Here is a 26987-nt window from a genome sequence, read left to right as displayed (position 1 = left end):
TTACATTTCCGGGCAACAGCCACACTCCCGTAAGGAACGTTATGACCCTGAAGAAAAGTGCTGCATCAATGAATCACGACGACATTAACGACGGCCGGATCGTCTCCTCCCGCCATCTGGTTTCCGAGCGCTGCGCGGAGCTATCGGAGCTGGAGTACGCGCTGATCATGACCAGTAACGCGTTCAATAAATGGATGGTGCGCTGCATGACCGCGGCCGGTGAGCCGGATATGGGGGCCTTTGACGTCTCGCTTTTGCATCATGTGAATCACCGCAATCGCAAGAAGAAGCTGGCCGATATCTGTTTTGTGCTCAACGTGGAAGATACCCACGTGGTGACTTACGCGTTGAAAAAGCTGGTCAAGGCGGGCTACGTCACCAGTGAAAAGGCAGGAAAAGAGCTTTTCTTCTCCACCACCGAGGCGGGAAAAGCACTGTGCATGAAATACCGGGATGTGCGCGAAGCATGTCTTATCAACATTCATGCCGAAAGCGGGATTTCGGGTGCCGCTATCGGTGACACCGCCCAGCTGCTGCGCACCATTTCATCCCTGTATGACACCGCCGCACGGGCGGCGGCATCACTTTGACATCACGGGCGTCTGAAGAGAGTAATACTGCGTCCCGCCAGTTCGTAATCCACGGTCCGGGTGATGACCTCGCCCGTGGCAACCCCCCCCGCCGTGGAGAGCTCCAGCACCCAGCCTCCTTCACCAAACTGCGGGATCTGGAACGACACGGCGCCTTCGAACGGGTTGAACAGCATCAGCACGTCGTGCCAGATCCCCTCCTCCTGGATAAGATCGGGCCGGCTGATGGAGACGCCGATTGTCGAGCCTTCCTCCCATTGCTCAGACTGCTGCGGTCCTCCTCCGGCGTTAAACCAGCGGATCTCAAGGCCGTCTCGCCAGCTCTCCCGGCGCAGTAGCGGCTGCTTTGCGCGAAGCGCAATCAGGTGCCGGGTAAACTCGCGCAGCGCGACGTCGTTTTCTGACAACCCTTTCCAGTTGATCCAGGAGATCTCGCTGTCCTGACAATAACAGTTGTTGTTCCCTTTTTGCGTCCGGCCAAACTCATCCCCGGCCAGCAGCATCGGTGTACCGTGGGTGAACAACAGCGTGGTGAGGAAGTTCCGTTTCTGCCGTTCACGGGTGGCAATAATGTCCGGGTTCTCGGTCGGGCCTTCCTCGCCATAGTTATACGCGCGGTTATCGTTATGCCCGTCGTTATTATCTTCACCATTATCGGCGTTGTGTTTCTCGTTGTACGACACCAGATCGTTCAGCGTGAAGCCGTCATGCGCGGTAATAAAGTTGACGCTGGCCCACGGGCGACGTCCGCGTAAATCATAGAGATCGCCCGAGCCCAGCAGGCGGGCGGCAAAATCAGTGGGAACGTTATCGCCCCGCCAGTATTCGCGAACGGTATCGCGATATTTGTCGTTCCACTCGCCCCAACCGGGCGGGAAGCCGCCCACCTGATAGCCGCCGGGGCCAATATCCCAGGGCTCACCAATGAGCTTGAGTTTTGATAAAACCGGATCCTGGGTCATGGCATCAAAGAAGCCGCCGCGCGGATCGAACCCTTCTGGCTCGCGCCCCAGTATCGTACCCAGATCGAAGCGAAAACCGTCGATATGCATCGATTCCGCCCAGTAGCGCAGCGAATCCATGATCATCTGCAGCACACGCGGGTGTGAGGTGTTCACCGTATTCCCCGTGCCGGTGTCATTGATGTAATAGCGATGCTGATCCGGCAAGGTGCGGTAATAGCTGTAGTTATCGATACCCTTGAACGAGAGCGTCGGGCCAAGCTCATTGCCCTCTGCCGTGTGGTTATAGACCACATCCAGAATCACCTCGATACCCGCGTCATGGTAGGCGCGGACCATATCGCGAAAACCCTGGATCCCCGCCGGGCCGTAATAGCGTGACGCGGGCGCAAAAAAGCCCAGCGTGTTATAGCCCCAGAAATTCTTCAGGCCGCGGTCCAGCAGGTGCTGATCGTCCGGGAACCAGTGAACCGGCAGCAGCTCGACGGCGGTGATACCCAGACTTTTGATGTAATCGACCGAGGCTTTATGCCCCATGCCTTCAAAGGTGCCGCGCAGCTCGGGCGGTATCGCCGGGTTGAGCTGGGTAAAACCTTTCACATGGCTCTCATAGACCACGGTATGCGGCCAGGGGATCGCTGGCCGCTGATGGTCCTGCCAGTCAAACGCATTCGGATCGATAACCCTGCATTTTGGGGTGAACGGCGCGCTGTCCCGCGTATCAAAGCTCAGATCCAGCGCATCATGACCCAGTTCGTAGCCAAAATGGGCATCATTCCAGTCGATATCGCCCACCAGTTCACGGGCATAGGGATCGATGAGCAGCTTATGCGGGTTAAAGCGATGCCCGTTTTCCGGATCATAAGGCCCGTAGACGCGATAGCCATACAGCGCGCCGGGCTGGAGGTCGGGCACATAGCCATGCCAGATCTCGTGGGTATATTCCGGCAGCTCCAGACGGGCGATTTCCGTTTTACCGGAGGGGTCAAACAGACAGAGCTCCACCCGCTCGGCGTGAGCAGAAAAAAGCGCGAAGTTAACCCCTTTCCCGTCATAATTTGCGCCCAGCTGCTGGCCATGACCGGCCCGTATGTCAAACGTATTTTCCTTTGCCATTTTCGTTCTCCACGATTATTCGCAGGTAAGCAGAACTAACAAACTTCCTGTTTCAGACGTTAAATCCAGCGTCTCCCGCAGCGCCCGACGTTCACCAGTAAACTGATCCCGGTAGCGTTTCCCGGAAAGCTCTTCGGGGATGACGACCGAAGTGTTGGCCCACAGCGTTTCGTTTGTGGGGGTAGCAAAAACCAGACGCGGTACGGCAACAATCAGCGCCTCCCCGTCCTTCACGCGCGCGTAGACAATCAGGTTGTCCTCGCGCTCGCCGCTGACCTTCAGCGGCAGCCAGTCGCCGTACTGGAAGAGCGATAAATAGTGCTGCCGGACGCGTAACAGCGTGGCGGTGACATACTGCTTCACCCTGCCGTTTCGCCACTGCTGTTCGTCGGCAAAGAGCTTTGCGTCGGCGCTGCTCAGGTTTTGCCTCAGCGTGGCGAAATCCGGCTCCAGCCGGTTATCCGGGTCGACCAGGCTAAAATTAAGCGCCTCGCTTCCCTGATAGATGTCTGGTACACCCGGCGCCGTCAGTTTGATCACCGTCTGGCTCAGGCTGTTCATCAGCCCGGCGCGGATAAAGGGTTGCAGGGAGGACGAGAAATCATGCAGGAACAGCGTGTTCTCAGGGGACAGCAAGTGCCGGACGTAATTCAGCACCACGCTCTCATAGCCCTCATTGCTGTCGATCCAGTCGGTACGCTGTTTGGCCTCGCGCAGCGCTTTCTCAATAAACCCGAGGAAACGCGCTTCGAGAGACTTCAGCCCTTCACTATCGTCAGGCGACAACGTTGCAGGCCAGACGCCCGCCAGCGCCTGGTAGATCATCCAGGTATCGGCCGCGTTTGGCGCGGTACCGTCATTGAGAAAACGCACCTGGGTCTGGTTCATCTGTCGCCAGCGCGCCAGATTTTCACCCCACTGTTCCGGGGCTTCCGTCAGGGTGTAGAGGCGCGCCCGCGCGTCTTCCCCGCGCTTGGTGTCGTGCGTGGAGGTCCCCAGCAGCGCATCGGGCTGACGGGCCAGACGGATGCGCATCTCCTGGTGAAAGCGGGATAACGAGAATGCGCGCGGGGTGGGATCGGCCCCCACTTCGTTCAGGGCGAGCTCGAGGTTATGGCGGAAAAAGAGCGTATCTTCCACCGATTTCGCCATCAGCGGCCCGGTAAGCTGCTGGAAGCGGGTTCTGAACAGCGAGGCCGCATCGCGGCTGCTGGCGTCCAGGTCGCCGGTGAGGATCCTCACCAACAGGCTTAACGCCGGTTCCGGTGCGTCGACGCTGGCGACAACGCGGTTCAACAGCGCGACATCCGGGGCGGTTAACCCGTCGGCGGTGCCGTAGGTGCGGTAGACCGGAAACGCAATCAGCAGTTCGCGCAGCGTGTAGCGTATGTCGTCCTGCGGCACGTCAATGTCGTTGCATCGGGCAAGGTCGGTGGCAATGTTAAGCAGCGTTGTGAATTCACCCTCAAAATTGCGATCGGTCATCAGCCCTTTAGCGTTGCGAAGTTCCGCATGGCGATCGACCGTTACGCCCAGCGTCTCGTCGTGGATTTTTTCCAGCCGCCCGAGGTTATTATCGTCGACCAGCACTTCGGCCAGCGAGGCGATAAACTCATATCCGGTGGTGCCGGATACCGGCCATTCCACAGGCAGTTGTTCCCCTTTGGCGAGAATTTTTTCCACCGTGATATAACAGTCGGGACCGGTTGCCTGTCGTAACCGCTGCAGGTAACCCAGCGGGTCGGCCAGCCCGTCGATATGGTCAATGCGCAACCCGTCGACAATGCCGGTATGCACGAGCTCGAGGATCAGGCGATGCGTATCCTGAAACACCCCCTCGTCTTCCACTCTGACGCCCACCAGGCCGGTAATTTCAAAAAAGCGCCGCCATGAGAGCTGTTTCGGCGCTTCCCGCCAGGACATCAGCCGCCAGCTCTGCGCCTCGTGGATCGCCTCGATGCTTTTCTCCGCAGCCCATGTTCCGGGGTTAAGCGGATAGGCTGTGTCATAGTAGACCAGCCCGGCCTCACCGGTGACACTGTCACGTTTCAGAGTAATTGCCCCCTTCTCCAGCTCGGCCTCAAAGGTGTCGCCAAGGAACGGCAGCGTCAGCGGGCGCGACCAGTCAATATCAAAATAGTGCGCGTAACGGCTTTGCTGACCAAACGCGATAACGTCCCGCCACCAGCGGTTTTCCAGCGAGGTCGACATATGGTTAGGGACGATGTCCAGAATGAGCCCCATTCCCGCCTGCCTGAGTGCCGCCGTCATGCGGTCGAAACCGGCGCGCCCGCCAATGGCAGGATCGATTTCGTTAGGATCGGTAACGTCATAACCGTGGGTTGAACCGGTGGTGGCGGTAAATATCGGTGAGGCATAGAGATGGCTGATCCCGAGGTCTTTAAGGTATGGCACCAGCTCCACCACGCGGTCAAAGGTCATGCCATTGCGGAACTGTATTCGGTATGTGGCACAAGGGATCATGATGCGTCTCCATCTGCAAAACGAACGACAATGCTGTTCGGCGCTAACACCTCAGCGGCCTCCGGCCAGCTAAAGAGCGTTTCGCCTGCCAGCGCAGGAACGTCAACGGGCTTATTACCGATATTCAGCGCCAGCGACAATGTCCCCGTCGGGAAAGACCAGCTCACCGCCACCATACCGGGAGCAGTCTTAACGATTTTGCCCTCAACGGTGCCGCCAGGGCGAAGTAACGGCACAAGATAGCGATGCCGCAGGACCAGCAGGCTTCGCGTGAAGCGCAGCCAGGATTTACCCTGCGCAGTCGTCACGTTGTGCCAGTCCAGTTTTGAGCGGGCAAAAGTCTGCTCGTCATTCGGATCCGGTACATCGCCATCGTGTCCGCTGTGGCCGGTAAACTCTTTTGCCCGCCCTTCCCGCACGGCTTTCGCCAGATCGCCATGAAAATCCGTAAAGAACAGGAACGGGTTGGTTTCGCCATACTCTTCGCCCATAAACAGCAGCGGGATATGGGGTGACAGCAGCAGCGCGGCGAGCAGAACGCGGGTTTTATCCGCGCCCGCCAGGGTAATAAGCCGTTCGCCCTGGGCGCGGTTACCGGTTTGATCGTGGTTTTGAATAAAATCGACAAAGAAGGTCGGCGGCTGGGTGTGGCATTCCACCCCGCGTGAGTGTCCGGTCTGCAAAGAGACCTCACCCTGATAGACAAATCCTTCTGCGAGCGCTCTGGCGAATTTTTTTTCCGGTTCGAAGGCAAAATCCTGATAGTAGGCATGCGTTTCGCCGGTGGCAAAGACGTGGGCGGCGTTGTGGAAATCATCATTCCACTCGGCGGTAAACAGCGGCGTGGCTCCCTTCTCATCCCGAGGATGCAGGAAAATCACGTTACGGCTGTCCTCGGTGGTGAGATGGATATGACGATCCGGGAGCGCTTCGCGGATCGTTTCCGCGATCTGCTGAAGAATATGTTTCGACGCCGTATCTTTAATCTGGTCGATGGCATCAAACCGTAAGCCATCCAGACGGTATTCAGTCAGCCAGAACAGGGGCGCGTCAAGAATGTAGTGTCTGACCGGCTCCCGTTCATAGGCGATACCGTTACCCCACGGTGTCATTCTCTGCGCATCAAAAAACGCGGGTGACAGCAAGGGTAAGTAGTTTCCTTCCGGGCCGAAATGGTTGAGTACGATATCCAGCACGACAGAAAGGCCCAGGCCGTGCGCCGCATCGATGAACGCGTGAAAATCCTCCGGCGTGCCATAGGCGGAGTGCGGAGCATATAGCAATACGCCGTCATAGCCCCAGCCGCGGCTGCCGCCGAACTGTGAAACCGGCATGACTTCAAGCTGGGTGATGCCGAGTTCAGCCAGATACGGCAGCTTGTCGATAGCCGCCCGGAAGGTGCCCTGCGGTGTAAAGGTGCCAATATGCAGTTCGTAGATCACCGTCTCTTCCCACGGTCGCCCTGCCCAGTCTGGGTTGATGGGCTGATAGCGGCCGGGGTCAATCACCACGGAGGGGCCATTAACGTCCCCTTTCTGCGCCCGCGATGCGGGGTCAGGTACCGCCATGCCGTCCTGTAAAACGAACTGATACTCGGTGCCATGCGTCACGCCAGGTACGTCAATCTGGAACCAGCCGTTACCGACCGCCGTCATGGGCAGATCGCGTTCTGCCAGACGTAGCGTAAGTTGTTGTTGTCCCTCAGCCCAGACGCGAAAACGTACAACGTCACCGGAAATAAACTCAGCACCCCACTGCTTTTGAAATGTCCTGAATTCCATTCATTGTCCTCGAATGACCCACATTTTACGCGGAATGAAGTACAAGCTTAGTTCAGGATCGAAAGCACGTTTCAACAGAGCCCCAACGTGCAACCGTCATTTTTCTGTCACTTAAATTCATTACGCTTTCGTCATTTTGACAAGGGTGTTAAGGAAACAATAATGAATTCAATAGCTAAGGCATTACTGGTGGCAGTATCGATGTTGAGCGCAACCGCTACCGCGGCAAATAATGAACTGTGTGAACCAAAAGCCTACGAAATGGCGCTGCGCTACCAGCAGAAGTCAGCTGAAATCATGGCGCTTCAGCTGCAGACGTACCGTTTTGCCACCGGCCGTTTTGACGAGAAAGTGAAAGATCTGAAAACGCCAGAAAATTACGCGGTGGTCATGGATCTGGATGAAACCGTGCTCGACAACACCCCGCTGCTGGTGCGCGACATGGAACAGTGCCATGACTACACCCAATGGGATACCTGGAGCGACTGGGAAAAACAGGGAAAACCCGGCCTGATCCCCGGCGCGAAGGCGTTTCTTGAGCATGTGAATCAAAGCAAGGTGCGTATCTACTATGTCTCAGACCGCATGCAGGAAAATAAAGCAGATACCATTAAAACGTTAAAATCCCTTGGCCTGCCGCAGGTCTCGGACGACAGCGTGCTTCTGGATACGGTGAGTAAAGAAGAGCGCCGCCAGAGCATCCTTAAAAAGCAACAGATCATTATGCTGTTTGGCGACAGCCTGCCGGATTTCGCTGTGCAGTTTAAAAACAAAAAACCGAGTGAGCAGCAGCGCGAGCTGGTTGAGGCAAGCGCAGAGCATTTTGGCAATGACTGGATTGTGCTGCCTAATGCCGCTTATGGCTCATGGTCTAAAGCCACGCCGGACAGCTGGAAGCCGTAACAATCTGCCCGCCGGGCATGGCATTGCCGTTGCCCGGCCAACCCACTGAGCTATCCATCCCATTTATAGGTCCTATCACTTTTAAGCGGGTTCTTAAATTTTGATGCATAAGTAAGATGAGGACTTTCTAAAGGAGATCATCATGCTTACTGTCAAGAAACTTGCCCTCTCTACGCTCATCACCAGTTCACTGCTCTTCTACCCTGCGCTGCACTCCCTGGCAGAGACGCCTCAGCACGTGGTGAAACAACCGGCGGGCGGTTACAGCGTTCAGGTGGGCGACGTGCTGGTTACGTCGTTTACGGACGGCAGCGTCGCGCAGGATCTGCACACGCTATTGCGCCGGACCACAGCGCAGAAAACCGATGCGTTACTGGCGAAAAATTTCCAGGCGAACCCGGTTGAGGTCTCCATTAACGCCTTTCTGATTGCGCTGCCGGGACACAAAATTCTGGTCGATACCGGTTCAGGCCAGCTTTTTGGTCCGGGCAACGGCGGGCGTTTAATCGAGAGCCTGGCAACGCAGGGGATCAAACCGCAGGACATCACGGAAATCTTACTGACGCACGCGCATTCCGATCATTCCGGTGGCCTGATAAAGGACGGTAAGGCGGTATTTACCAACGCCCGCGTGTTCGTGGGGAAACCGGATATCGACTTTTTCTTCAATGAAGAGAATCAGAAAAAAACCGGTTACGATCAGAACTACTTTGACGTGGCACAGAAGACCTTAAAACCGTATCTTGATGCCGGCAAAGTGGTGCCGTTTACCGGTACATCAGCGCTGCTGCCGGGTATTACCGGAACGGTTCACCCCGGTCATACGCCGGGCTCGGCCTTCTATACGCTGGAAAGTAAAGGCGAGAAAATTACCTTCGTGGGCGACATTATCCACGTCGCTGCGGTACAGTTCCCGCAGCCTGATGTGACCATCGCCTACGATGAAGATCAGGACGGAGCAGCCCGTGTGCGCAAGCAGGCCTTTGACGACTTTGTCAAAAACAGAGATCTGGTTGCCGCACCACACCTGCCGTTCCCCGGTATCGGTTATGTCACCAAAGGCGAACGCGCGGGCTATGCCTGGGTTCCGGTTACCTATACCAACCGGGACGCCAGCACAGCTAAATAAACAACGGAAAACAACATGACGCCATTTTCAGACCTGGATATTGACCTGATATTGACGTTGGATGCACTGCTCACCGACCGGAACATCACGCACGCCGCCGCACGTCTGGGGGTCAGCCAGCCCGCGCTGTCAGCCCGTCTTTCGCGCCTGCGTGCCATTTTTGGCGAGCCGTTGTTTATCCCTTCCCCACATGGACGTGGGGTGTTGCCCACACCCCGAGCCGAGGCGCTGAGGCCTCAGGTCGCGGCCGTTCTGCGTGGCATCAGCGCGATGCTTGCCCCCACCGGGTTTAACCCCCGCGAGAGCAATCGCACGTTCGTCATTGCCCTGCATGAAAACCCGGCCCTGATGCTTGGGGCTGAACTGCTGAATCACATCAGACGTGAAGCGCCGGGGATCCGCCTGCGTTTCGCCCTGCCGGAGTGGGTGAACCTGCCCCAGCAGCTGGAAAGCGGCGACGTTGATATTTACATTGGCGTGAGTGCGGGCGCGCATGACGGCTGGGTCAGACGCAAACTGTTTGAAGACGCGTTTGCCACCGCCCAGCGCAAAGGGCATCCTCGCGGTACGGGGCCGCTGGATCTGGCGCAGTATTGCGCCCTCTCTCATCTGGTGGTCTCCTCCCAGGGCGATCCATTTACCGGCTTTGTCGACCAGACGCTGGCCGGGCTGGGATATCAGCGCAACGTGGTGATGTCCACGCAAAGCTATGCCATGGCACCACCTCTGGTGGCGGGGACTGACCTGATTTGCACCTTACCGGGACGCATGTTGCAGCAGTTCGCCACCACGCTCGATATTTTCCCGCCCCCGCTGCCACTCCAGCCGATCGCCATCAGCATGTTCTGGCATCCTAAAAACAGTCAGGACACGGCGAACGCCTGGCTGCGCGAACAACTGCTGCTGGCCGCCGGGCGTCAACCCTGAGCAACGGTGGTGAGGAATTTTTTTAAGACTTCAGAACGAATGATTCGGTGACAAACCAGCGTCAGTTCGCTCTCCCTGAGCCGATCAATAATGTCGACGTAAACCACATTCCCGACGCTCACCGCCCTTGCTGAGGCGGGCAAGAGCGCAATGCCAAATCCCGCCGCGACAAGGCTGATGACGGTGGGCACGTCGGTGGCATTCTGCACCACCTCCGGCTGGAAACCCGCACCGTTACAGGCGTCATAGAAATATTGTTCCAGCCCCATGCCTTGCGGATCGCGCAGCGAGATCCACTTTTCGTCCTTCACGGAGGAAAGCGTCAGCGCGGATGACGTGGCCAGGGGGTGTTGGCGAGGCAGTGCCAGCACCGTTTTCTCTGAGGTAAAGGGGCGAGATTGCAGATCGTCAGGTAACGCAGGCAGCGGAGCCCGGATAATCGCCACGTCCAGCTGGTTGGTCTGCACGGCTTCGTAAAGCGTCTGCACGTTCCCGGTCATCAGCGAAATGGCAATCGCGGGCCAGTTCTCGTGCAGCTGGCGCAGCGTAGCAGGCAGCTTACCGTCGAACATCGCACTCGATACACATCCCAGATTCAACACCCCCTGTTCGCCACGAGCGGTTTGTCTGGCGTCCAGCACGGCCTGCTCGGTCATCGCAATTGCCAGCCGGGCTTTGACCAGAAACGCGTCACCGGCAGGCGTCAGGGTTAAGCGACGATGTGCCCGGCTAAACAGTGTGACGCCCAGACGCGCCTCCAGCGCTTTAATCTGCTGGCTCAGCGCAGGTTGCGCCATGTTCAGACGCTCCGCGGCGCGGTGCATATGGAGCTCTTCGGCTACCACCAGAAAATTACGCATCAGACGAAATTGCATGACGAAGTCCCGCGAATTTTGATAATAAAATTCTTATCAAAATAGCATCAATGATGCAATTGATGCTATCTGTCGTTCGCCCAACAATGGAGGTCAGCCATTAAGGGAGAAAAACATGCAAAACCCCATCAACGATCTCAGAAGCGCCATCGCGTTGCTGCAACGCCATCCAGGTCACTATATCGAAACCGATCACCCGGTAGATCCCAATGCTGAACTGGCGGGCGTCTACCGCCATATCGGCGCGGGCGGTACCGTAAAACGCCCCACCCGCACGGGCCCGGCCATGATGTTCAATAGCGTGAAGGGCTACCCTGGCTCCCGCATCCTGGTAGGTATGCACGCCAGCCGGGAAAGAGCGGCGCTTCTGCTGGGCTGTGTACCCTCGAAGCTGGCACAGCACGTTGGTCAGGCGGTGAAAAACCCGGTTGCACCGGTGGTGGTTCCGGCCTCGCAGGCACCGTGCCAGGAGCAGGTCTTTTACGCCGACGATCCGGACTTTGACCTGCGTAAGCTGCTTCCGGCCCCGACCAACACGCCGATTGATGCAGGCCCGTTCTTCTGTCTGGGGCTGGTACTGGCAAGCGATCCGGAAGATACCTCGCTGACCGATGTGACCATTCACCGTCTCTGTGTGCAGGAGCGAGATGAACTCTCTATGTTCCTTGCCGCCGGCCGCCATATCGAAGTCTTTCGCAAGAAGGCCGAAGCGGCGGGCAAACCGCTGCCGGTAACCATCAATATGGGACTTGACCCGGCTATCTACATTGGGGCCTGTTTCGAAGCGCCAACCACGCCATTCGGTTACAACGAGCTTGGCGTTGCCGGGGCATTACGCCAGCAACCGGTGGAGCTGGTACAGGGCGTGGCGGTAAAAGAGAAAGCGATCGCGCGGGCGGAAATCATCATCGAGGGCGAACTGCTTCCCGGCGTGCGCGTAAGAGAAGATCAGCACACCAACACCGGCCACGCCATGCCGGAGTTCCCGGGCTACTGCGGCGAGGCGAATCCGTCTCTGCCGGTGATCAAAGTGAAAGCCGTGACGATGCGAAACCACGCGATCCTGCAGACGCTGGTGGGCCCGGGCGAAGAGCACACCACGCTTGCCGGTTTGCCGACCGAGGCCAGCATTCGCAACGCGGTCGAAGAGGCCATTCCCGGCTTTCTGCAAAACGTTTACGCCCACACCGCCGGAGGCGGTAAATTCCTCGGCATTTTACAGGTGAAAAAACGCCAGCCGTCAGACGAAGGACGTCAGGGCCAGGCGGCACTTATCGCCCTGGCCACCTATTCCGAGCTGAAAAACATTATCCTCGTGGATGAAGACGTGGATATCTTCGACAGCGACGATATCCTGTGGGCAATGACCACCCGCATGCAGGGCGATGTGAGCATCACCACGCTTCCGGGGATCCGCGGCCACCAGCTGGATCCGTCGCAGTCACCGGACTACAGCACCTCGATCCGTGGAAACGGCATTTCCTGCAAGACTATCTTCGACTGCACGGTGCCGTGGGCGCTGAAGGCGCGGTTTGAACGGGCGCCGTTCATGGAGGTTGACCCCACACCGTGGGCGCCGGAGCTGTTCAGCGATAAAAAATAGACCGTCGTCGCCGTTTCTTCGCCCCACCGGGTGAAGAAACGCAAGCTTAAATTGCCGCTTCCCCTGCTTTCTTGTACCCTTTCAGCGTTTACCCCAATCCCCTGTAAATCGAGACACCGGACGCCTATGACTGCACATATTTCCTCCAAAGATCCTTTGCATGGCGTTACGCTGGAGATGATGGTCAACGCCCTGGTGGCGCGATATGGCTGGCGCGAGTTGGGCGATCGAATCAAAATTAACTGTTTCAGAAATGACCCAAGCGTGAAGTCGAGCCTGAAATTCCTGCGCCGTACCCCCTGGGCACGCGCGGAGGTCGAGGCCCTGTATCTTGATTCCCTCAATGATAACGGGACCGCTGAACGCGAGGCGCCCGCCTTTAACCCCTGGGCCAATAGTCGGATAACCAAGAGCTAATACGCAAATGATGCGACATGTAAAACGGACTGGTGCGCTGCTTGGCTGCGCGCTTTTACTTGTTAGTTGCTCCTCAAAACCCCCAAAGTCGCTGGTCACACCGCTCCCGACCCCAGGCAAACCGACGCAGCAGGCAAACGAGCCGATGCGTGGGATCTGGCTGGCAACTGTCTCCCGTCTCGACTGGCCGCCGGTCGCGTCGGTGAATGGCCGCAGTGCTGACCAGCGTATTGCGATGCAAAAACAGGCGCTGATCGACAAACTCGACAATCTGAAACGCCTGGGAATTAACACGGTGTTTTTCCAGGTAAAACCGGACAGCACGGCGCTCTGGTCGTCCAAAATCCTGCCGTGGTCAGATATTCTTACCGGCAATATTGGCGAGTATCCGGGCTACGATCCGCTGCAGTTTATGCTCGATGAAGCCCACAAGCGTGGGATGAAAGTTCATGCCTGGTTCAACCCCTATCGCGTTTCAACCAATACCAAACCGTCAACCATCGCCGCGCTGAACCGCACCTCATACCAACAACCGTCCAGCGTCTATGTGCAGCACCCTGAGTGGGTTCGCATCGCAGGCGATCGGTTTGTGCTCGACCCGGGCATCCCGGAGGTGCGTGACTGGATAACCCGGGTGGTGACCGAGGTGGTGGCGAACTACCCGATAGACGGCGTGCAGTTTGATGACTACTTTTATGCCGAATCGCCTCGCTCAACGCTGAATGATGCGCAGACCTACAGACAATACGGCCAGGGGTTTAGCTCCAAAGCCGACTGGCGTCGCCACAATACGCAGCAGCTGATTGTGCAGGTCTCTCGGGCGATCAAACAGACAAAACCGCAGGTTGAATTTGGTGTCAGCCCGGCGGGTGTCTGGCGTAACCGCTCCTTTGACCCGGCAGGATCCGACACCCGTGGCGCGGCGGCGTATGATGAATCCTACGCGGACACCCGTCAGTGGGTGCAACAGGGGCTGCTGGACTACATTGCCCCGCAAATCTACTGGCCTTTCTCCCGCGATGCGGCACGCTATGACGTGCTGACCAAATGGTGGGCCGACGTAGTGAAACCGACCCATACCCGTCTGTACATCGGCATTGCGTTCTATAAAGTGGGCGAGCCGTCGAGAAATGAGCCGGACTGGACGATTCAGGGCGGCGTGCCGGAGCTGAAAAAACAGCTCGATCTCAACGACTCCCTGCCGAACGTGAATGGCACCATCCTGTTCCGCGAAGATTACCTCAACCAGCCGCAGACGCAGCAGGCGGTAAACTACCTGAAAGGACGCTGGGGAAGCTAAGTACAGTCAGGCAGAAACGCCCTGTTTCTGCCTGTTTTTTTACGGCTTCGGCCCGAACATCGCCTCAAGCTGCTTCGCGTCCGGCATACCGACAACCTGCTGGAGCTCATTCTGGTCATTGAGATAATAAATGGCCGGTGTGGCATTCGCCCCCAGACTGTCCATTAACGCCTGGTGTTTTTGCAGTATCGCCACGGTTTCACGCGAGGCGGTGCCTTCCGGTTTAGGCAGTTTTTTCCCGCCGGACAGTTCATACTCCTTCCACGCCGTAACCGGATCTTTTGCATTCAGGATCGCAGATGCGTTACGGCCGCTGTTTGGGTTGAGGAACGCCACCAGCAGCGTATTGAGCTGCACCTTACCCGCCGTCACCCACGGCTGTGCTTCTGACCAGAATGCCTTGCAGTACGGGCAGAACGGGTCAGCGAAGACAAAGACTTTGCGTGGCGCGTTATCCGCCCCCTCTTTCAGGGGATGCGCAGCGTTAAGCTGTTTCCACATTTCGCGTCCCATCGGGGCGTAGATCTCTTTCTGGAAAATACCCTCGCTGAGGTTTTTACCCTTCTCATCATAGAGATAACCCGAAATAACGTGCTTTCCGTCAGGCGTGAGAAAGAGCGTCACCCCCATGTCCTGATATTGTCCCAGCCAGGCGGGTGCGCCACCGGGCACGTCGATCTTCTTGAGGATCGTAATCTCCTGCTGCTCGCTAAAGGTCTTCAAGACATCAGGTATAGCATCCGCAGCCTGCGCCAGCCCTGACGCGGTCAGCAGCGAAAGTAACAGTAATTTTTTCATGTCCCTCTCCGGTTTGTTCGGGGGCCTGAGGCCCCCCTTCAGGTTAGCGGTTTTTCAGTGCATCGGTGACCATTTCATCAAACTGTTCGAAAGGTACCCAGCCGGGTAACAGCCCTTCGCCAATCAGCGTGGCCGGTGTTCCCTGAATGCCCAGTTTTTCGGCGATGATCAGGCTGCGTTTTACCGTGACCAGGCTCGTATCATCCGGCGTTGAAACATTCACGCCCGCGCGCTTTTGCGCCTCCTGAATGCTGGCGTCATCGTGATACCCTTTTTTCGCCATCAGGGTTTCGTTGAACTTCATAAACTGCTCAGGGTGTGAACGCCAGACGGTTAACGCGTCGCGCGCGGCGGTTAGCGAGCTTTCCGAACGGAACGGCAAAAACTTAAACACCACGGCCACCTGCGGATGTTTCTCAACGATCTTCTCCAGATACGGATCGAATTTTTTGCAGTATGGACAGTTGTAGTCCGTAAACACCACCAGCGTCAGCGTTGGATTTTTGGCACCGATACGCGGCGAATCCGGGTCGTTAAACAGAAAATCGTAGATCAGCTTCTGAGCGCGTTGCTCCTGATCCGGGGTGATCGGGTCCGCCGCCATCACCTGGGCTGACGCGAAAAACAGCAGAAACGTAATAAGGATTTTTTTCATAACTGCGTTAGCCTTTTGCTTTGTTCAGGGTGGTCATCAGGGTGCATTTGTCCAGCAATGGCGAGAGGATGTCGCCCTCCGGCGTTCCAGGGCCATACACCTGGTTAAACGGGATGGCGTAGCGATTGCGTGATTTCAGAAACGCCGCAATCGTCTCTGATGGCTGGCTCCAGTCTCCGCGTAGCGCAACCACATCCGGCTGGCGCAGCGCGGCGATAACCTCCGGCTGATTCAGCACCCGGTGCTCATTCACCTTGCAGGTGACACACCAGTCCGCCGAGATATCCACAAACACACGTTTCCCTTGCGCAAGCGCATCGCTGATTGCCTCTTCACTGAGCGGCTGCCACGGGATCGTCTGTTCGCTATTCTCAGCCGTGGTTACCGGCGTTGCGTTCACTATCCCGCGCAGCTGATAGCCCCCGAATACGGCCAGCGCAATCACCACCACCCAGAACAGCGGCGATGATGTCTGACCGCGAAGGGCATAGACCACAATGGCGACCACAATCAGAAGCAGCATGAGGATGTGGCTGAACATCTCGCCCAGATGCAGACTCAGCAACGTCACCAGCCACAGGCTGGAGGCCAGCATCATCCCCCCCAGAATCACCTTCAGGGTATTCATCCAGCGGCCAGGTTTTGGCAGCAACAAGGCGGTTGTGGGGATCAGCGCCACGAACAGCCACGGCAAGCTCATGCCCACCCCGAGCATCAGGAAGATAAGCCACAGAGAATGCAGCGGTGCGCCCAGCGCAAAGGCCACGGCCGTACCGAGGAACGGCGCGGAACACGGCGTGGCAAGCAGCGTGGCAAACACGCCTTCGCAGAAGCTGCCCGTCAGTCCGGTTCCGCCCGTTGTGGCGAGCCGTCCGGTGGCGGCGGAAGGCAGAAACAACTCAAACGCACCAAACAGGTTCAGTGCGAAGATAAAGGTCACGGCAACCATCAGCCCAATAAACCACGGGTTCTGGAACTGGATGCCCCAGCCCAGCGACGCACCGGTGAGTTTCAGAACGGTTACCATCGTGGCCAGCAGCATAAAGGAGGTCAGAATACCCGCACTGGTCGCCAGAAAACGCAGCCGGATTTTCCGCGTGTCCGTACCCGCCTGCAGGACGCTGCTGAGCTTCATGCCCATTACCGGCAATACGCAGGGCATCAGGTTCAGGATCAGACCGCCCAGCAGTGCAAAGGCCAACATTTTGACTGTTCCCGCTGGCGCACTCTGCACCGCGTCTGCGGGGGCTGCGCCTACGGTCAGTTGCGTTTGCTGGGCTTTATCGCCGTTGGTGACGACAAATGACAGCGTTTTCCCCGCAAGCGTCGCGGGTTTATCGCCCCACTCATCGGTGACCGGAACCGCGACCTGAAGCCGGTTTCCGGTGTGCTTAATCACCGGTTCGCCGGGCAGAATGTCACCCTCCAGCGGGTCAAAATAGATCCCAGGATTGACCCATTCGCCTTCCGTCGTGGCCGTAATCATCAGCTTGCCGTCTGATAACCAGGCGCTGAAGTCTGACGACACGCCTGACGAACCGGGTACTGAACGCATCGCGTCTTCAAATGCCGTACGAAAGCCCGCATCCGCTGGCGTGCGGAAATCCAGATGCAGCTTGTAGTCCGTCAACAGACAGACGTTGCTGCAGGTTGAGAGCGTAAGCGTGGCGTCGAGCACATCCGCGTCCGTCCCGGCGATCGTAATAGGGATAGTGACGCTATCGTGGTAGCCCTGGGTCGTCAGGCCCGAGATATCAAAGCGGGAAGGAACCGGCCAGTACCAGGTATCCTTAACACCCTGTGGCCAGCTGATTTTCGGGGCCACGCCGCCCTCGCCCGGCGAACGCCAGTAGGTTTTCCAGCCGGGCTGCAGCTCCACGCTGAGCAGGCCGATGATGCGGTCGTGATCCCGCTCAGCCTGAAAGCGGATGCGGGCGTGATCGTTTTGCGGTGACACCAGCCAGCCCGTATCTGCCGCATGAGCAATACCCATGCAGGACAGCCACAGGAGGACGAGTCCCCTGAAAAGGTTAACCATGTTTTACTCCGTGAATAGTGAAAATTATCGTGTGGTGACGATGCTTTTCATTCACGGAAAACGCAGTTTTTGAGGTGTATTCGGGGAGGCGGTGCCTGGACAGGCTGCTCCCTGGAGAGAAATGTGCGCCGTTGGGTAAACAACTGCAGCAGAGCGAAGAAGATAATAATCGCCGGTAGCGCACCGTCAAAAAACAGCGGCTGGGCGCAAAGCAAAGACTGTGCGCCAAGTTGACACGGCGACGGGCCGGGCTGTTCAGCCTCCTGACCCGGGGCGTCAGCCATCATGAGCGTTTGCACCTGAGGATCCAGCCCCTGTAAAAAATGGTTGAGATAAACCGCACGCTGAACCAGGCAAATTGCCATTGCCAGACACGTGATTATCAGAAGCCATTTACCGAGAAGCTGACGGTTGCGCATAACGTTCCAAAATAACAAGACGCCCCGATCATAAACGATAGTGATGAATCTACAAGTCCCGACAGTGTAAGGTTTTGTCTGCCGGGAACATTATCCCCCTGTCAGCGCGTCATACACATCCCGCAATCGCGTGCGCAGGAACAACACGGCCTTATGCTTACGCGATAATAATGCCTGCTCGCTAACCCCGGTTTCCCCGGCCAGCAATTTGATGCTGTAGCCCTGTAGCTCCGTCTTCTCAAAGACCTCGCGCTGCGCTGCGGGCAGTTCAGCCAGCGCCTGCCCCAGCTCTTCCCACAGCAGCGTTTTGAGGTACTCCTCTTCCGGGGTATGCGGATCGCCGAACAGGGTTTCAGCGATCTCATCTTCCGGAAAATCGTCATCCTCCTCGCCTGTGAAACTGAAATAACCGGAGAGCGATACTTCACGCTTTTTCCGCGCCCGGTCGGTCATCTCATTTCGCGCCGCGCGAAACAGCCACGCGGCAACGTTTTCGACCGGCTGTTCCACCTTCATCAGCTGATACGTGATCTCCTGCAAAATATCGTCGGCGTCGTCACGTACCGGCGTTCTTCCGCGAATAAAGGCTCTCAGCCGGGCGCGGCAGGCATTAACCGCCGACATCAGCAAGGATCCGCCCGCCTCCCCGGTTTTCATCTCGCTCACTCTGCGTCCGGCGCTTTTGGCGCGTTGTCTTCACGCTTGTCATCACGGTGGCCGTGCCAGCCACAGTGCCCGCGACCATGGCGACCAAATCCTTCCCGGCGCTGCTGCATGAACGCTTCACGCTGTTCGGGCGTCATGTTCATCCAGCGTTCGTGCATCCGGCGGTGCGCACCAAACATACCCGGACGGAACCCCAGACCACCAAACAGGATCCGGCTCAATATCAAAATGCCCAGCGCCTGCCAGAAGCCAATGGCTTTCACGCCGAGGATCGCCGGGAGTAAGGCGTTCCACAGGGACATCACCAGCAGGCCGAGCACGATAAAAATGACCGCGCCGATGACTAAGCCCTTGCCCATACGGTGGCGACCGAATCCGCGCCCGTGACCTCTGCCGTGCATATCAAACTCTCTCATGGTGTTGACCTCGTTTACAGTAACTGATTATGGCTTGTGATGAGGTAGACGGATGAGGAACAAGAATATTGCTAAAAATTTTTCAAAACATCGTAGTCAATGTGGTTTACGCTTTTAGCGACTGACGAATGGAAACAGCATAAAAATTAGAACCCGTAATAATGCCGATCTGTTCGCGCTTTTAAACCAGGTTATTTATTCAGCAGGTTTGATATTGATGCTTTTTAAATGCCCCATTCCAGTTATTGAGATTATTCCTATAATCATCCAAAAAAACTTCCATTTAACAATAATCTAAAGCGAGGCTTAATTAACTATTTTTAGTTAAAGGTTTGTAATCATTACATCTCTGTCTATTATTCATAGCGTCATGCCCTGCAGCAGGAAATAGAAACAGACACATTAAAAAGGAGCAATCCGGTAATGATAGGCAGACTGACGAATTATATCCTCTGGTACCACACTGTCTGGGTGTTTATATTTTTATTAGTGGTCGGCGTGGCTGCTGGCGTATTTTTTAATGCCATACTGCATTTTCATGGGGATGACGCATTCCTGACAGGATTAATTTTCTTTTTATTCCCGGCGCTACTGGTATGCCTTCGGCTACATCGGCTATCAGCGAAACATCGCCAAAGATAATGCCCGTCACACCGGTTGTTGAATCAAAACACTTAGCAAAATTAAGCTGAAACCAACAACTTAGCCGCGTTTATTGCCGGGTGGCGCTACGCTTACCCGGCTTACAATCCACAATAATATCAAGCCTGCACTGGCAAACTAAAACTCGAAATACTCCGCGTGAGCTGCTGGGCCTGCTCTTCCAGCGACGCGGCCGCCGCGGCGGACTGTTGCACCAGCGCGGCGTTCTGTTGGGTCACGCCGTCCATTTCCGTCACTGCCTGCCCGACCTGACTAATCCCGCGGCTTTGCTCTTCAGAGGCCACAGAGATCTGCTCCATCAACGTGTTCACTTTATTGACGGAACTGATAATCGAGTCAATCACCTCCCCTGAGCGCCCCACCAGTTCGGCACCGTTTTTGACGCTGGAAACCGACTGGGCAATCAGGCTTTCGATGTCCTTGGCCGCCACCGCGCTTTTCTGCGCCAGCGTGCGAACTTCGCTGGCTACCACGGCAAAACCACGCCCCTGGGTACCGGCGCGCGCCGCTTCTACCGCCGCGTTGAGCGCCAGAATGTTGGTCTGGAAAGCGATGCTGTTGATCACGCTGGTGATGTCCTCGATGCGCTTCGAGTTTGCGGCGATGGTATTCATCGTTTCAATCACTTCACGCGTGACGGCCTCCCCGGTGTGGGCATTTTTCACCGCGTCCTGCACCAGTTTTCCGGCCTGATAGACGTTATCGGTGTTATTGGCGACGGTCGCGGTCAGTTCTTCCATGCTGGCCGCCGTCTGGGTTAGCGCAGAAGCCTGCTGTTCGGTGCGCGAAGCCAGGTCGATATTCCCGGAGGCAATCTCCTGTGCGGCATGGGTCACGGTATGACTCGCGTCACGCACCTGGGCGATGGTTGCCAGCAGCGCCTGGCGCATCTGCTCCATAGAGCCCATCAGGTGATCAATTTCATTGCCGGAATTCCCCTTCACCGGCACCGGAATATCGAGTTTGCCTGCGGCAATCTGGCTGCAATGTTCACGTGCCAGATTAACCGGTGCCAGAACAAGGCGTTTCATCAGCAGGCTGACGGCGGCGATCACCAGCATAAACAGCAGTGCGATAGCGGCGATAATCGCCAGGCCAGAAACAAAGTTGCTGCTCGCATCTTCGTTCAGGCTTTTGGCATAGGCCTGGTGTACGGCCAGAACCTGGTCGAGGACAATCTCATACTGACGATCGAGGCGCGAGACTTCCGGTATCAGGGCGTTGAATTTGGCAATATCGTGCGCGGCGGCAGCATCAATGAGCGGTGCCAGCCCCTGGTTACGGTAATTCTGCCAGGCATCCTGATAAGCGCTTACCAGCGGCGCTTCATCCGTCAGACGGGGAGACGCCATAAAGGCAGCAAAGGCGCGATCGGCTTTGGTCAGTGCCTCTTTAACTGCGGCGAGCTTCGCAGATTCATCCGCTGATGCGCCCGCCTCTACCATCTTCACATACTCCATCACCCGGACGCGCAACGTGCGGCTATGGTTGATGGGATCAATAATTGACAGCACCACCTGGATCTCTTTGTTCACGTTATCCAGGGAGTTATTACTTTTGATGATGAGGCCAACGCTGGTGAGGGTGCTGGCGATAAAGAAGAAAAGCAGCGAGAAAAAGACAATCAGGGATGATTTTTTTAACGACATGAACCGATACCTCAAAGAAAATTATTCCTTATGGTTATCGGCTAAACCAAAACTTAAATTAATTAAAGTTATTGATGTATCCCGTCGTCCGGCAGGGCTATTCTGCCGCTTTATAGCGCCGCTGCAGGGTGGCATCCAGTTTCCGCTGCACGGGCTCCGGCGTTTCACCGTCAATCAATTTCCCAATCAGATCAAAGCAGTGCCATGCAAGCTGACGGTTATCCTGGCGCACGGTATCCACCGGGATCGTGAGCGAGTCGTAAAGATAGTGATCGTCAAAGCTCGCTAACCTGATGTCACTTTGCAACAGATTGTGCTGCCCCATGTAGCGCAGCACCCCTTCCTGCAGGCCGCAGGCGGCGGTGAACAGGGCTTTTGGCGGACGCCCCAGGCGAGCACAGAGTTCGGCGAACATCTCGTAACCGGAACTCGGGTGATAATTTCCGTGAATGATCCACTCCGGGCGCAGCGTAACGTTCGCGTCGCGCAGACCCTGTTTAAACCCTTCAAGGCGGTCGCGCGTGGGGGAAAGCCGTGGCTGCCCACCGAGGAAGTAAAACTCATCGGGGTGCTGGCGGGCAATGTCGGCCACCAGTTTGGCTGTCGGGGTAATGGAATCGGTGATCACCAACGGCAGCGAGCTGTCATTCATGTGGCGGTCAAAGAGCACCACAGGCAGCTGTTCACTCAGTTTCTGGTAATCCGCATCGTTGAGCATGCTGGAGGCAACAATCAGCCCGTCGACCTGACGCGCCACCATGTTGTTGACCACCACGGTCTCCTGCCCCGGATTTTCATCGCTACAGGAGATGAGCAGCTGAACGCCCGCCTCGCGGCACAACGTCTCCAGTTCGTGAGAAAACACGGCAAACCCGTAGTTGGTGATCTCCGGGACCACCAGACCAATGGTGTGGCTGCGGTTATCGCGCAGCGAGCGGGCGTGAATGCTGGGCTGGTAGTGATGCTCTTTCGCAATGGCCAGCACGCGCTCACGGGTCTCTTCCGCCACGCGCAGCTCTTTGCTGCGTCCGTTCAGTACCAGGCTGGCGGTGGCTTTTGACACTCCCGCCAGCTCCGCGATGTCTTTAATGGTGACGCGTTTTGTTTTTCTCACAACGACTTAGATCCGGCTGCCAAAACCGCTATTCTACCATGCAGCCGCGCAGCGACCAGTAGCGTAATGTGATGTCGGACGCACCTTCGAATCGCACACGGGCCGGTTGGTCAGGAAAATAGCGACTGCTCATCACCCCTTCGCCGTGGTTGATGAAAATTTCGACGCTGGAGCGGTCGCACAGCACGCGCAGATGGTGAACCTCACCCAGCCAGTAGCGGGTTAACGTCTCACCCGTTTGCAGGCTGGCACGTTCCAGACGCAGGCCATTGCCATCGACCGTGAGGTGCAGCGCACCGGCAAAATCCAGTTTCGCGCAGGCAGCGCTCAGCTCGAACTCAAGGCGCGAGGCATCAAGCTCCGGCGCATCGCAGGCGTTGCCCTGCCAGTGCAGTTCCTCTTCACGCAGCATTTCCAGCTCACGCACCGGAGTCTGCCAGAGCTTGCCGTCGCGGTAGCGCAGCTCTCGCGGACAGGTCATCTGATGGATCCAGCCCTGTGCCCGGGTGGGCTGCAGCATCTCTTCCCCGTCAGGCACGCCCATCCAGCCAATCAGGATCCGCCGGCCATCTTCCGCCAGCGTCGTTTGCGGGGCGTAGAATTCAAAACCGGCATCCAGTTCGTGTAACTCACCGTGCTCAAATGCGCCGCGCTGATAGTCAAACGCCCCGCTCATCCAGGCCGCCGGATAGGTGTTGAGATAACGATGCGGCTCACGGGCAAGCCCCTGCGGGCAGCAGATCAGAACGTGCGTCCCGTCGAGGGCAAATAGGTCCGGGCACTCCCACATGTATCCCGCATCCGTGAGTCCGTTGACGCCGTGACCGGCGATTTCTCCGCACGATTCCCACGTGTGCAAATCGGCAGACCTGAACAGCAGCACCTTACCCCGCTTTTGCACATCCTGCGCGCCCAGCACCATGTACCACTGCCCGTCGTGCTTCCACACTTTCGGGTCGCGCACGTGGCCGGTGTAGCCATCCGGCAGCGCCAGCACCGGCCCCAGTTTTTTAAAGGTCCCGTCCGGTTGTTCCACCGCCAGGCACTGCCAGGCGGTGCGGCTGCCGTCATCGAATTTAACGTTGCCGGTATAGCACAGCGTCAGCATCCCGTTGTTGTCCACGGCGCTGCCGGAATAGCAACCGTTGCGGTCGTACTCTTCATCTGGCATCAGCGCCATCGGCTCGTGCTGCCAGTGCAGCAGATCGTGCGAACTCCAGTGCCCCCAGCATTTATAGCGGTGATCGCAGTCCAGCGGGTTCCACTGATAAAACAGATGGTAGCGCCCGGCGAACCAGATAAAACCGTTCGGATCGTTCATCAGCCCCGTCACCGGTGCCGGGTGCCACTGCGGGTAGTGGCGGTCGGCACGCGCGCGCGGTTGGCCTTTCATCACGGCCTGCAGCACGGCAGGCCAGCGGGAAGGTAATGTCATTATTCAGAGTCCGTTTTATATTTCAGCAGCAGCGAGACGGTAAACGCTACGCCAAAGGCAATCACCATGCCGATAATATAGTTGAGCAGCGAACTGGCCTGCACGATTGCCATCCCCGGCAGCGCCGTCAGTCCTACCGCCGTCATGTAGACATGCACCGACACCACCCATGCGCCACCCACCGCACCGCCAATCAGCGCGGCCACAAACGGTTTCACGAAACGCAGGTTGATACCAAAGATAGCGGCTTCGGTAATGCCGAGCATGGCCGAGAACGCCGACGGTAAGGTAATGGCTTTGATTTTTGCGTCTTTGGTTTTAAACCACACCGCCAGGCACGCACCACCCTGCGCCACGTTCGCCATGGCCCAGATGGGCAGCAGGAAATTAACGCCAATCGACGGATTCCCCAACAGCCCGGCTTCAATCGCGTGGAAGCTGTGGTGAATGCCGGTAATAACAATCACCGAATAGAGCCCGCCGAACAGCAAACCGGCCAGCCAGCCCGCGTGGGTAATCAGCGTGCTCAGAATAAAGGAGATGCCATCGCCTAACGCGCGTCCCGCCGGGCCGATAATCAGCAGCGCGATAAAACCGGAGAGAATGACGGTCAGGAACGGCGTCAGGATCAGGTCTAACGCATCCGGGATGACCTTGCGCAGGTTTTTCTCCACAATGCTCATAAACCAGACGGCCAGCAGCACCGGGAACACCGTTCCCTGATAGCCAATCATGGCAATCTCAAGGCCGAAAAAGTTCATGGTGTGGAAGCCGGACGCCACGCCCCAGGCGTTGGTCAGCGCCGGGTGGGTCAGAATGCCACCTAGCGTGGCGCCTAAATAGGGATTACCGCCAAACTCACGCGCGGCGGTAAAACCAATCAGGATCGGTAAAATAATAAACGCCGCCGAGCTGCACATATCCAGCATGATGTAGATGGCGTTATCGGCATTCACCCAGCCGTAGGTTTTCACCATTCCGAGCAGGCCCATCAGCAAACCGGACGCAACAATGGCGGGAATGATCGGTACGAAAATATTGGAAAGCAGGCGGGCAATGCGCTGGAACGGGTTGAGCTTACGCGCCGCGAGATCTGCCGCTTCTGACTTGCTGGATTCACTAATCCCTGCCGCCTGAATAAAAGCCGCGTAAACCTTATTCACTACGCCGGTGCCAAAAATCACCTGCATCTGGCCCGCGTTACGAAAACAGCCTTTCACCCCCTCGACCTTGCCGATGGCCTGCTGGTCAGCAAGCGCATCGTCGACCAGCACCAGACGAAGGCGCGTTGCGCAGTGCGCGGCACTGGCGATGTTCTCTTTGCCACCGAGCAGCGGAATGAGCGCACGGGAAATATTATCAAAATCCATAGTTACCTCTGCCTGACTTCATTTTTATGATGTTTGATACGCTCCCGCCTGGCGGGAGCGTGAAGGGTTAAAACCAGGTTTCCATCTGGACCCCAAAGTTCCATTCCCCGCCAGCGTTAAAGCCGCTGCTGCCAAAGGCGTCATCGCTGGCGTAGTTATCCAGTTTGCTGCTCCAGTCCATCCAGGTGGCAAACAGGCGCAGTTCAGGACGGCTGAAGAAATCGCCAATTTTGCCCGCCTTTAAGGTCGGTGCGAAGGTCAGCTTGTAGAAGCTGCCGTTAACGGCGTTGCGATCTTTGTAGCCTTCCGGGTTCAAATCCATGTACTGATAGCTGCCCTCAAACGCCAGGGCGAAATTCTGCGTAACCTCTTTGATAAGGCGGGTATTGAGCGTAACCCACTCGTAGCTGTCGCCTTTGACGTAGCGGTCTTTACTGCTCTGGGCCAGTACCGCAGGCGCGATATGCCAGCCACCGCCGAGTGGCGTGACACCGTAACTTGCGAAGCGCCAGGTATCGGCTTCTGACAGCAGCGCGCCATCAGAGCCGATGCTTTTAACTTCTGCCCCCAGGCCGTGACCATACAGCAGCGCCGTTTTCGCTGAGCCTTCTCGCAGGCCGTAGAAGCTGTCATTGTGCAGACCCACCAGGGCATGCACGCCGGTGTTCGCCGCATCGGTTTTAATCAGATCGCCATTGCTGTCCTTGCGTTCGTCGTTATCCTTCGCCCGCAGGCCGCTCACCATCAGCTGGAATGGCCCGGCAAAGTGATTCATGCTGAGGATATAGTTCTGAACGTTGTTGTCGATCTGCTCTTCGCTGCCGAAGTTGCGCCCGTAAATCGAGAAGTTGCTGCGCAGCGTATCATTCCACTTCACGTCATAGACACCGCCGCCGGTACCGGCGAGGAACACGACATCAGAATCCAGCCAGTGAATATCAAAGTTATCGCGGTCAAAGCGTTTACCGGCCCAGAAGGTACTCCCTTTCAGCGCGCCAGTGAAATCAGGCAGATTGCCCAGCTCGGCAAAGGCCTGACGAATGTTAAGATCGCTGGTATCGGCTGACCAGTCGTTATAGGTCTTCTGCCCGTCGGCTAACATGGCCTTAAAGCGCGTGGTCGCCCCACTCTCCAGCGTCTGTTTGTGTTCCACATTTAGCTCAACGTAGGTATCCGCTTCGTTACCCAGACGACCGACCGCGCCCCCGGTTTCCCCGGCAGGTGTCAGATACGGACCGCTTTTGCTGCTGGACGCCGCATCATTCATCAGCAGGCCTGAGCGAGCATAACCGTGAAATTCAAAGCCACTGCTCTGATCGGCTTTCTTTTCCAGCACCGTGGTACGCTGGGCCACCTCCTGGGTGGTGGTCTGCGTTTGCTGCTGGGCGGCAACCAGCTGCTGCGTTTTTTGTTCTGCTGCCGTCGCGCGTTTCTCCGCATTCTGGGCGCGCATTTCCGCATCCTGAAGACGCTGTTCCAGCGCCGCCAGGCGCGATTCAATGCTTGTCATATCGGTCTGGGCAAAAACAGAGGTACTACCGGCCAGCATGCCAATCATCACGGCAAGTCTGCGTTTTTTATACATTTTGTCGCATCCCTAAAAAAAGTGTTTTGATAATGCTAAATTGCTAAACCGGTTTAGGCTGCTGATACTAAACCCGTGAATTTTGGATCGGC

General features: G+C 56.9%; 22 protein-coding genes. 7 read left to right on the top strand and 15 right to left on the bottom strand.

What is annotated here, in order from left to right:
• Positions 1 to 41: 41 nt before the first annotated feature.
• Complete coding sequence (locus ECL_RS09600; protein WP_013096572.1) at positions 42 to 590, top strand: winged helix DNA-binding protein; 549 nt, start codon at positions 42 to 44, stop codon at positions 588 to 590.
• A gap of 2 nt (positions 591 to 592) precedes the next feature.
• Here the strand turns inward: ECL_RS09600 and glgX are convergent, their stop codons facing one another.
• From glgX to treZ, 3 genes are read right to left on the bottom strand one after another with little or no spacing between them, the layout of a single operon-like run.
• Positions 593 to 2668: a glycogen debranching protein GlgX gene (gene glgX, locus ECL_RS09595; protein WP_013096571.1), complete on the bottom strand. Its 2076-nt coding sequence runs from the start codon at positions 2666 to 2668 to the stop codon at positions 593 to 595.
• A 15-nt stretch (positions 2669 to 2683) separates the two neighbouring features.
• The gene (gene treY / locus ECL_RS09590) at positions 2684 to 5152 is read right to left on the bottom strand and encodes a malto-oligosyltrehalose synthase (protein ID WP_013096570.1); all 2469 of its coding nucleotides are present in this window, start codon (positions 5150 to 5152) and stop codon (positions 2684 to 2686) included.
• Entirely contained in the window at positions 5149 to 6933 is a 1785-nt protein-coding gene (gene treZ / locus ECL_RS09585; protein ID WP_013096569.1) for a malto-oligosyltrehalose trehalohydrolase, read from the bottom strand. Before treZ ends, treY begins: the two co-directional genes overlap by 4 nt.
• Before the next feature lie 162 nt (positions 6934 to 7095).
• Between treZ and ECL_RS09580 the strand changes: the two genes are divergently transcribed.
• From ECL_RS09580 to ECL_RS09570, 3 genes are all read left to right on the top strand, one after another.
• Complete coding sequence (locus tag ECL_RS09580) at positions 7096 to 7836, top strand: 5'-nucleotidase, lipoprotein e(P4) family (protein ID WP_013096568.1); 741 nt, start codon at positions 7096 to 7098, stop codon at positions 7834 to 7836.
• Positions 7837 to 7978: 142 nt separating this feature from the next.
• Positions 7979 to 8965, top strand: coding sequence for an MBL fold metallo-hydrolase (locus tag ECL_RS09575; RefSeq protein WP_013096567.1), 987 nt, complete (start codon positions 7979 to 7981; stop codon positions 8963 to 8965).
• A gap of 15 nt (positions 8966 to 8980) precedes the next feature.
• Entirely contained in the window at positions 8981 to 9892 is a 912-nt protein-coding gene (locus ECL_RS09570) for a LysR family transcriptional regulator (RefSeq protein ID WP_013096566.1), read from the top strand.
• Here the strand turns inward: ECL_RS09570 and ECL_RS09565 are convergent.
• Positions 9883 to 10767 (bottom strand): LysR substrate-binding domain-containing protein, encoded by an 885-nt coding sequence (locus ECL_RS09565; RefSeq protein WP_013096565.1) that lies wholly within the window; start codon positions 10765 to 10767, stop codon positions 9883 to 9885. The genes ECL_RS09570 and ECL_RS09565 overlap by 10 nt on opposite strands.
• Positions 10768 to 10882: 115 nt before the next feature.
• Here ECL_RS09565 and ECL_RS09560 point away from each other — a divergent pair, with 115 nt between their 5' ends.
• The 3 genes from ECL_RS09560 to ECL_RS09550 all read left to right on the top strand — a co-directional run bounded on the left by ECL_RS09560 (position 10883) and on the right by ECL_RS09550 (position 14087).
• On the top strand, positions 10883 to 12370 hold the full coding sequence (locus ECL_RS09560; RefSeq protein WP_013096564.1) for a UbiD family decarboxylase: 1488 nt from the start codon (positions 10883 to 10885) through the stop codon (positions 12368 to 12370).
• Positions 12371 to 12496: 126 nt separating this feature from the next.
• Positions 12497 to 12787 carry a VF530 family protein gene (locus tag ECL_RS09555; RefSeq protein ID WP_013096563.1) on the top strand — a complete coding sequence of 97 codons (291 nt, stop codon included), beginning with the start codon at positions 12497 to 12499 and terminating at the stop codon, positions 12785 to 12787.
• 7 nt (positions 12788 to 12794) lie between these two features.
• Positions 12795 to 14087 carry a glycoside hydrolase family 10-like protein gene (locus ECL_RS09550; protein WP_044158425.1) on the top strand — a complete coding sequence of 431 codons (1293 nt, stop codon included), beginning with the start codon at positions 12795 to 12797 and terminating at the stop codon, positions 14085 to 14087.
• A gap of 39 nt (positions 14088 to 14126) precedes the next feature.
• On the opposite strand, the gene dsbG is transcribed toward ECL_RS09550, so the two are convergent.
• The 11 genes from dsbG to ECL_RS09495 all read right to left on the bottom strand — a co-directional run bounded on the left by dsbG (position 14127) and on the right by ECL_RS09495 (position 26895).
• Positions 14127 to 14885 carry a thiol:disulfide interchange protein DsbG gene (gene dsbG / locus ECL_RS09545; RefSeq protein ID WP_013096561.1) on the bottom strand — a complete coding sequence of 253 codons (759 nt, stop codon included), beginning with the start codon at positions 14883 to 14885 and terminating at the stop codon, positions 14127 to 14129.
• A 43-nt stretch (positions 14886 to 14928) separates the two neighbouring features.
• The gene (locus ECL_RS09540; RefSeq protein WP_013096560.1) at positions 14929 to 15540 is read right to left on the bottom strand and encodes a DsbA family protein; all 612 of its coding nucleotides are present in this window, start codon (positions 15538 to 15540) and stop codon (positions 14929 to 14931) included.
• Positions 15541 to 15547: 7 nt separating this feature from the next.
• Positions 15548 to 17578, bottom strand: coding sequence for a protein-disulfide reductase DsbD family protein (locus tag ECL_RS09535; RefSeq protein ID WP_044158429.1), 2031 nt, complete (start codon positions 17576 to 17578; stop codon positions 15548 to 15550).
• A gap of 47 nt (positions 17579 to 17625) precedes the next feature.
• A complete protein-coding gene (locus ECL_RS09530) occupies positions 17626 to 17997 on the bottom strand; it encodes a hypothetical protein (RefSeq protein ID WP_013096558.1) in 372 nt (123 codons plus the stop codon).
• 90 nt (positions 17998 to 18087) lie between these two features.
• Positions 18088 to 18654, bottom strand: a complete 567-nt coding sequence (locus ECL_RS09525; RefSeq protein WP_077681878.1) for an RNA polymerase sigma factor — start codon at positions 18652 to 18654, stop codon at positions 18088 to 18090.
• 5 nt (positions 18655 to 18659) lie between these two features.
• Positions 18660 to 19079 carry a hypothetical protein gene (locus ECL_RS09520; protein ID WP_013096556.1) on the bottom strand — a complete coding sequence of 140 codons (420 nt, stop codon included), beginning with the start codon at positions 19077 to 19079 and terminating at the stop codon, positions 18660 to 18662.
• A 761-nt stretch (positions 19080 to 19840) separates the two neighbouring features.
• On the bottom strand, positions 19841 to 21391 hold the full coding sequence (locus ECL_RS09515; protein ID WP_013096554.1) for a methyl-accepting chemotaxis protein: 1551 nt from the start codon (positions 21389 to 21391) through the stop codon (positions 19841 to 19843).
• 97 nt (positions 21392 to 21488) lie between these two features.
• Positions 21489 to 22505 carry a LacI family DNA-binding transcriptional regulator gene (locus tag ECL_RS09510; RefSeq protein ID WP_013096553.1) on the bottom strand — a complete coding sequence of 339 codons (1017 nt, stop codon included), beginning with the start codon at positions 22503 to 22505 and terminating at the stop codon, positions 21489 to 21491.
• Between the two features lie 28 nt (positions 22506 to 22533).
• Positions 22534 to 23940 (bottom strand): sucrose-6-phosphate hydrolase, encoded by a 1407-nt coding sequence (locus ECL_RS09505; RefSeq protein WP_013096552.1) that lies wholly within the window; start codon positions 23938 to 23940, stop codon positions 22534 to 22536.
• A complete protein-coding gene (locus tag ECL_RS09500; protein ID WP_013096551.1) occupies positions 23940 to 25310 on the bottom strand; it encodes a sucrose-specific PTS transporter subunit IIBC in 1371 nt (456 codons plus the stop codon). Before ECL_RS09500 ends, ECL_RS09505 begins: the two co-directional genes overlap by 1 nt.
• Positions 25311 to 25377: 67 nt before the next feature.
• A complete protein-coding gene (locus ECL_RS09495) occupies positions 25378 to 26895 on the bottom strand; it encodes a carbohydrate porin (RefSeq protein WP_013096550.1) in 1518 nt (505 codons plus the stop codon).
• Positions 26896 to 26987 lie beyond the last annotated feature (92 nt).

Origin of the sequence: Enterobacter cloacae subsp. cloacae ATCC 13047, from assembly GCF_000025565.1 — a bacterium.
Lineage (GTDB): Bacteria > Pseudomonadota > Gammaproteobacteria > Enterobacterales > Enterobacteriaceae > Enterobacter > Enterobacter cloacae.
Note: the sequence above shows the minus strand (reverse complement) of the source record. Positions and strands in the feature narration are given on the sequence as shown.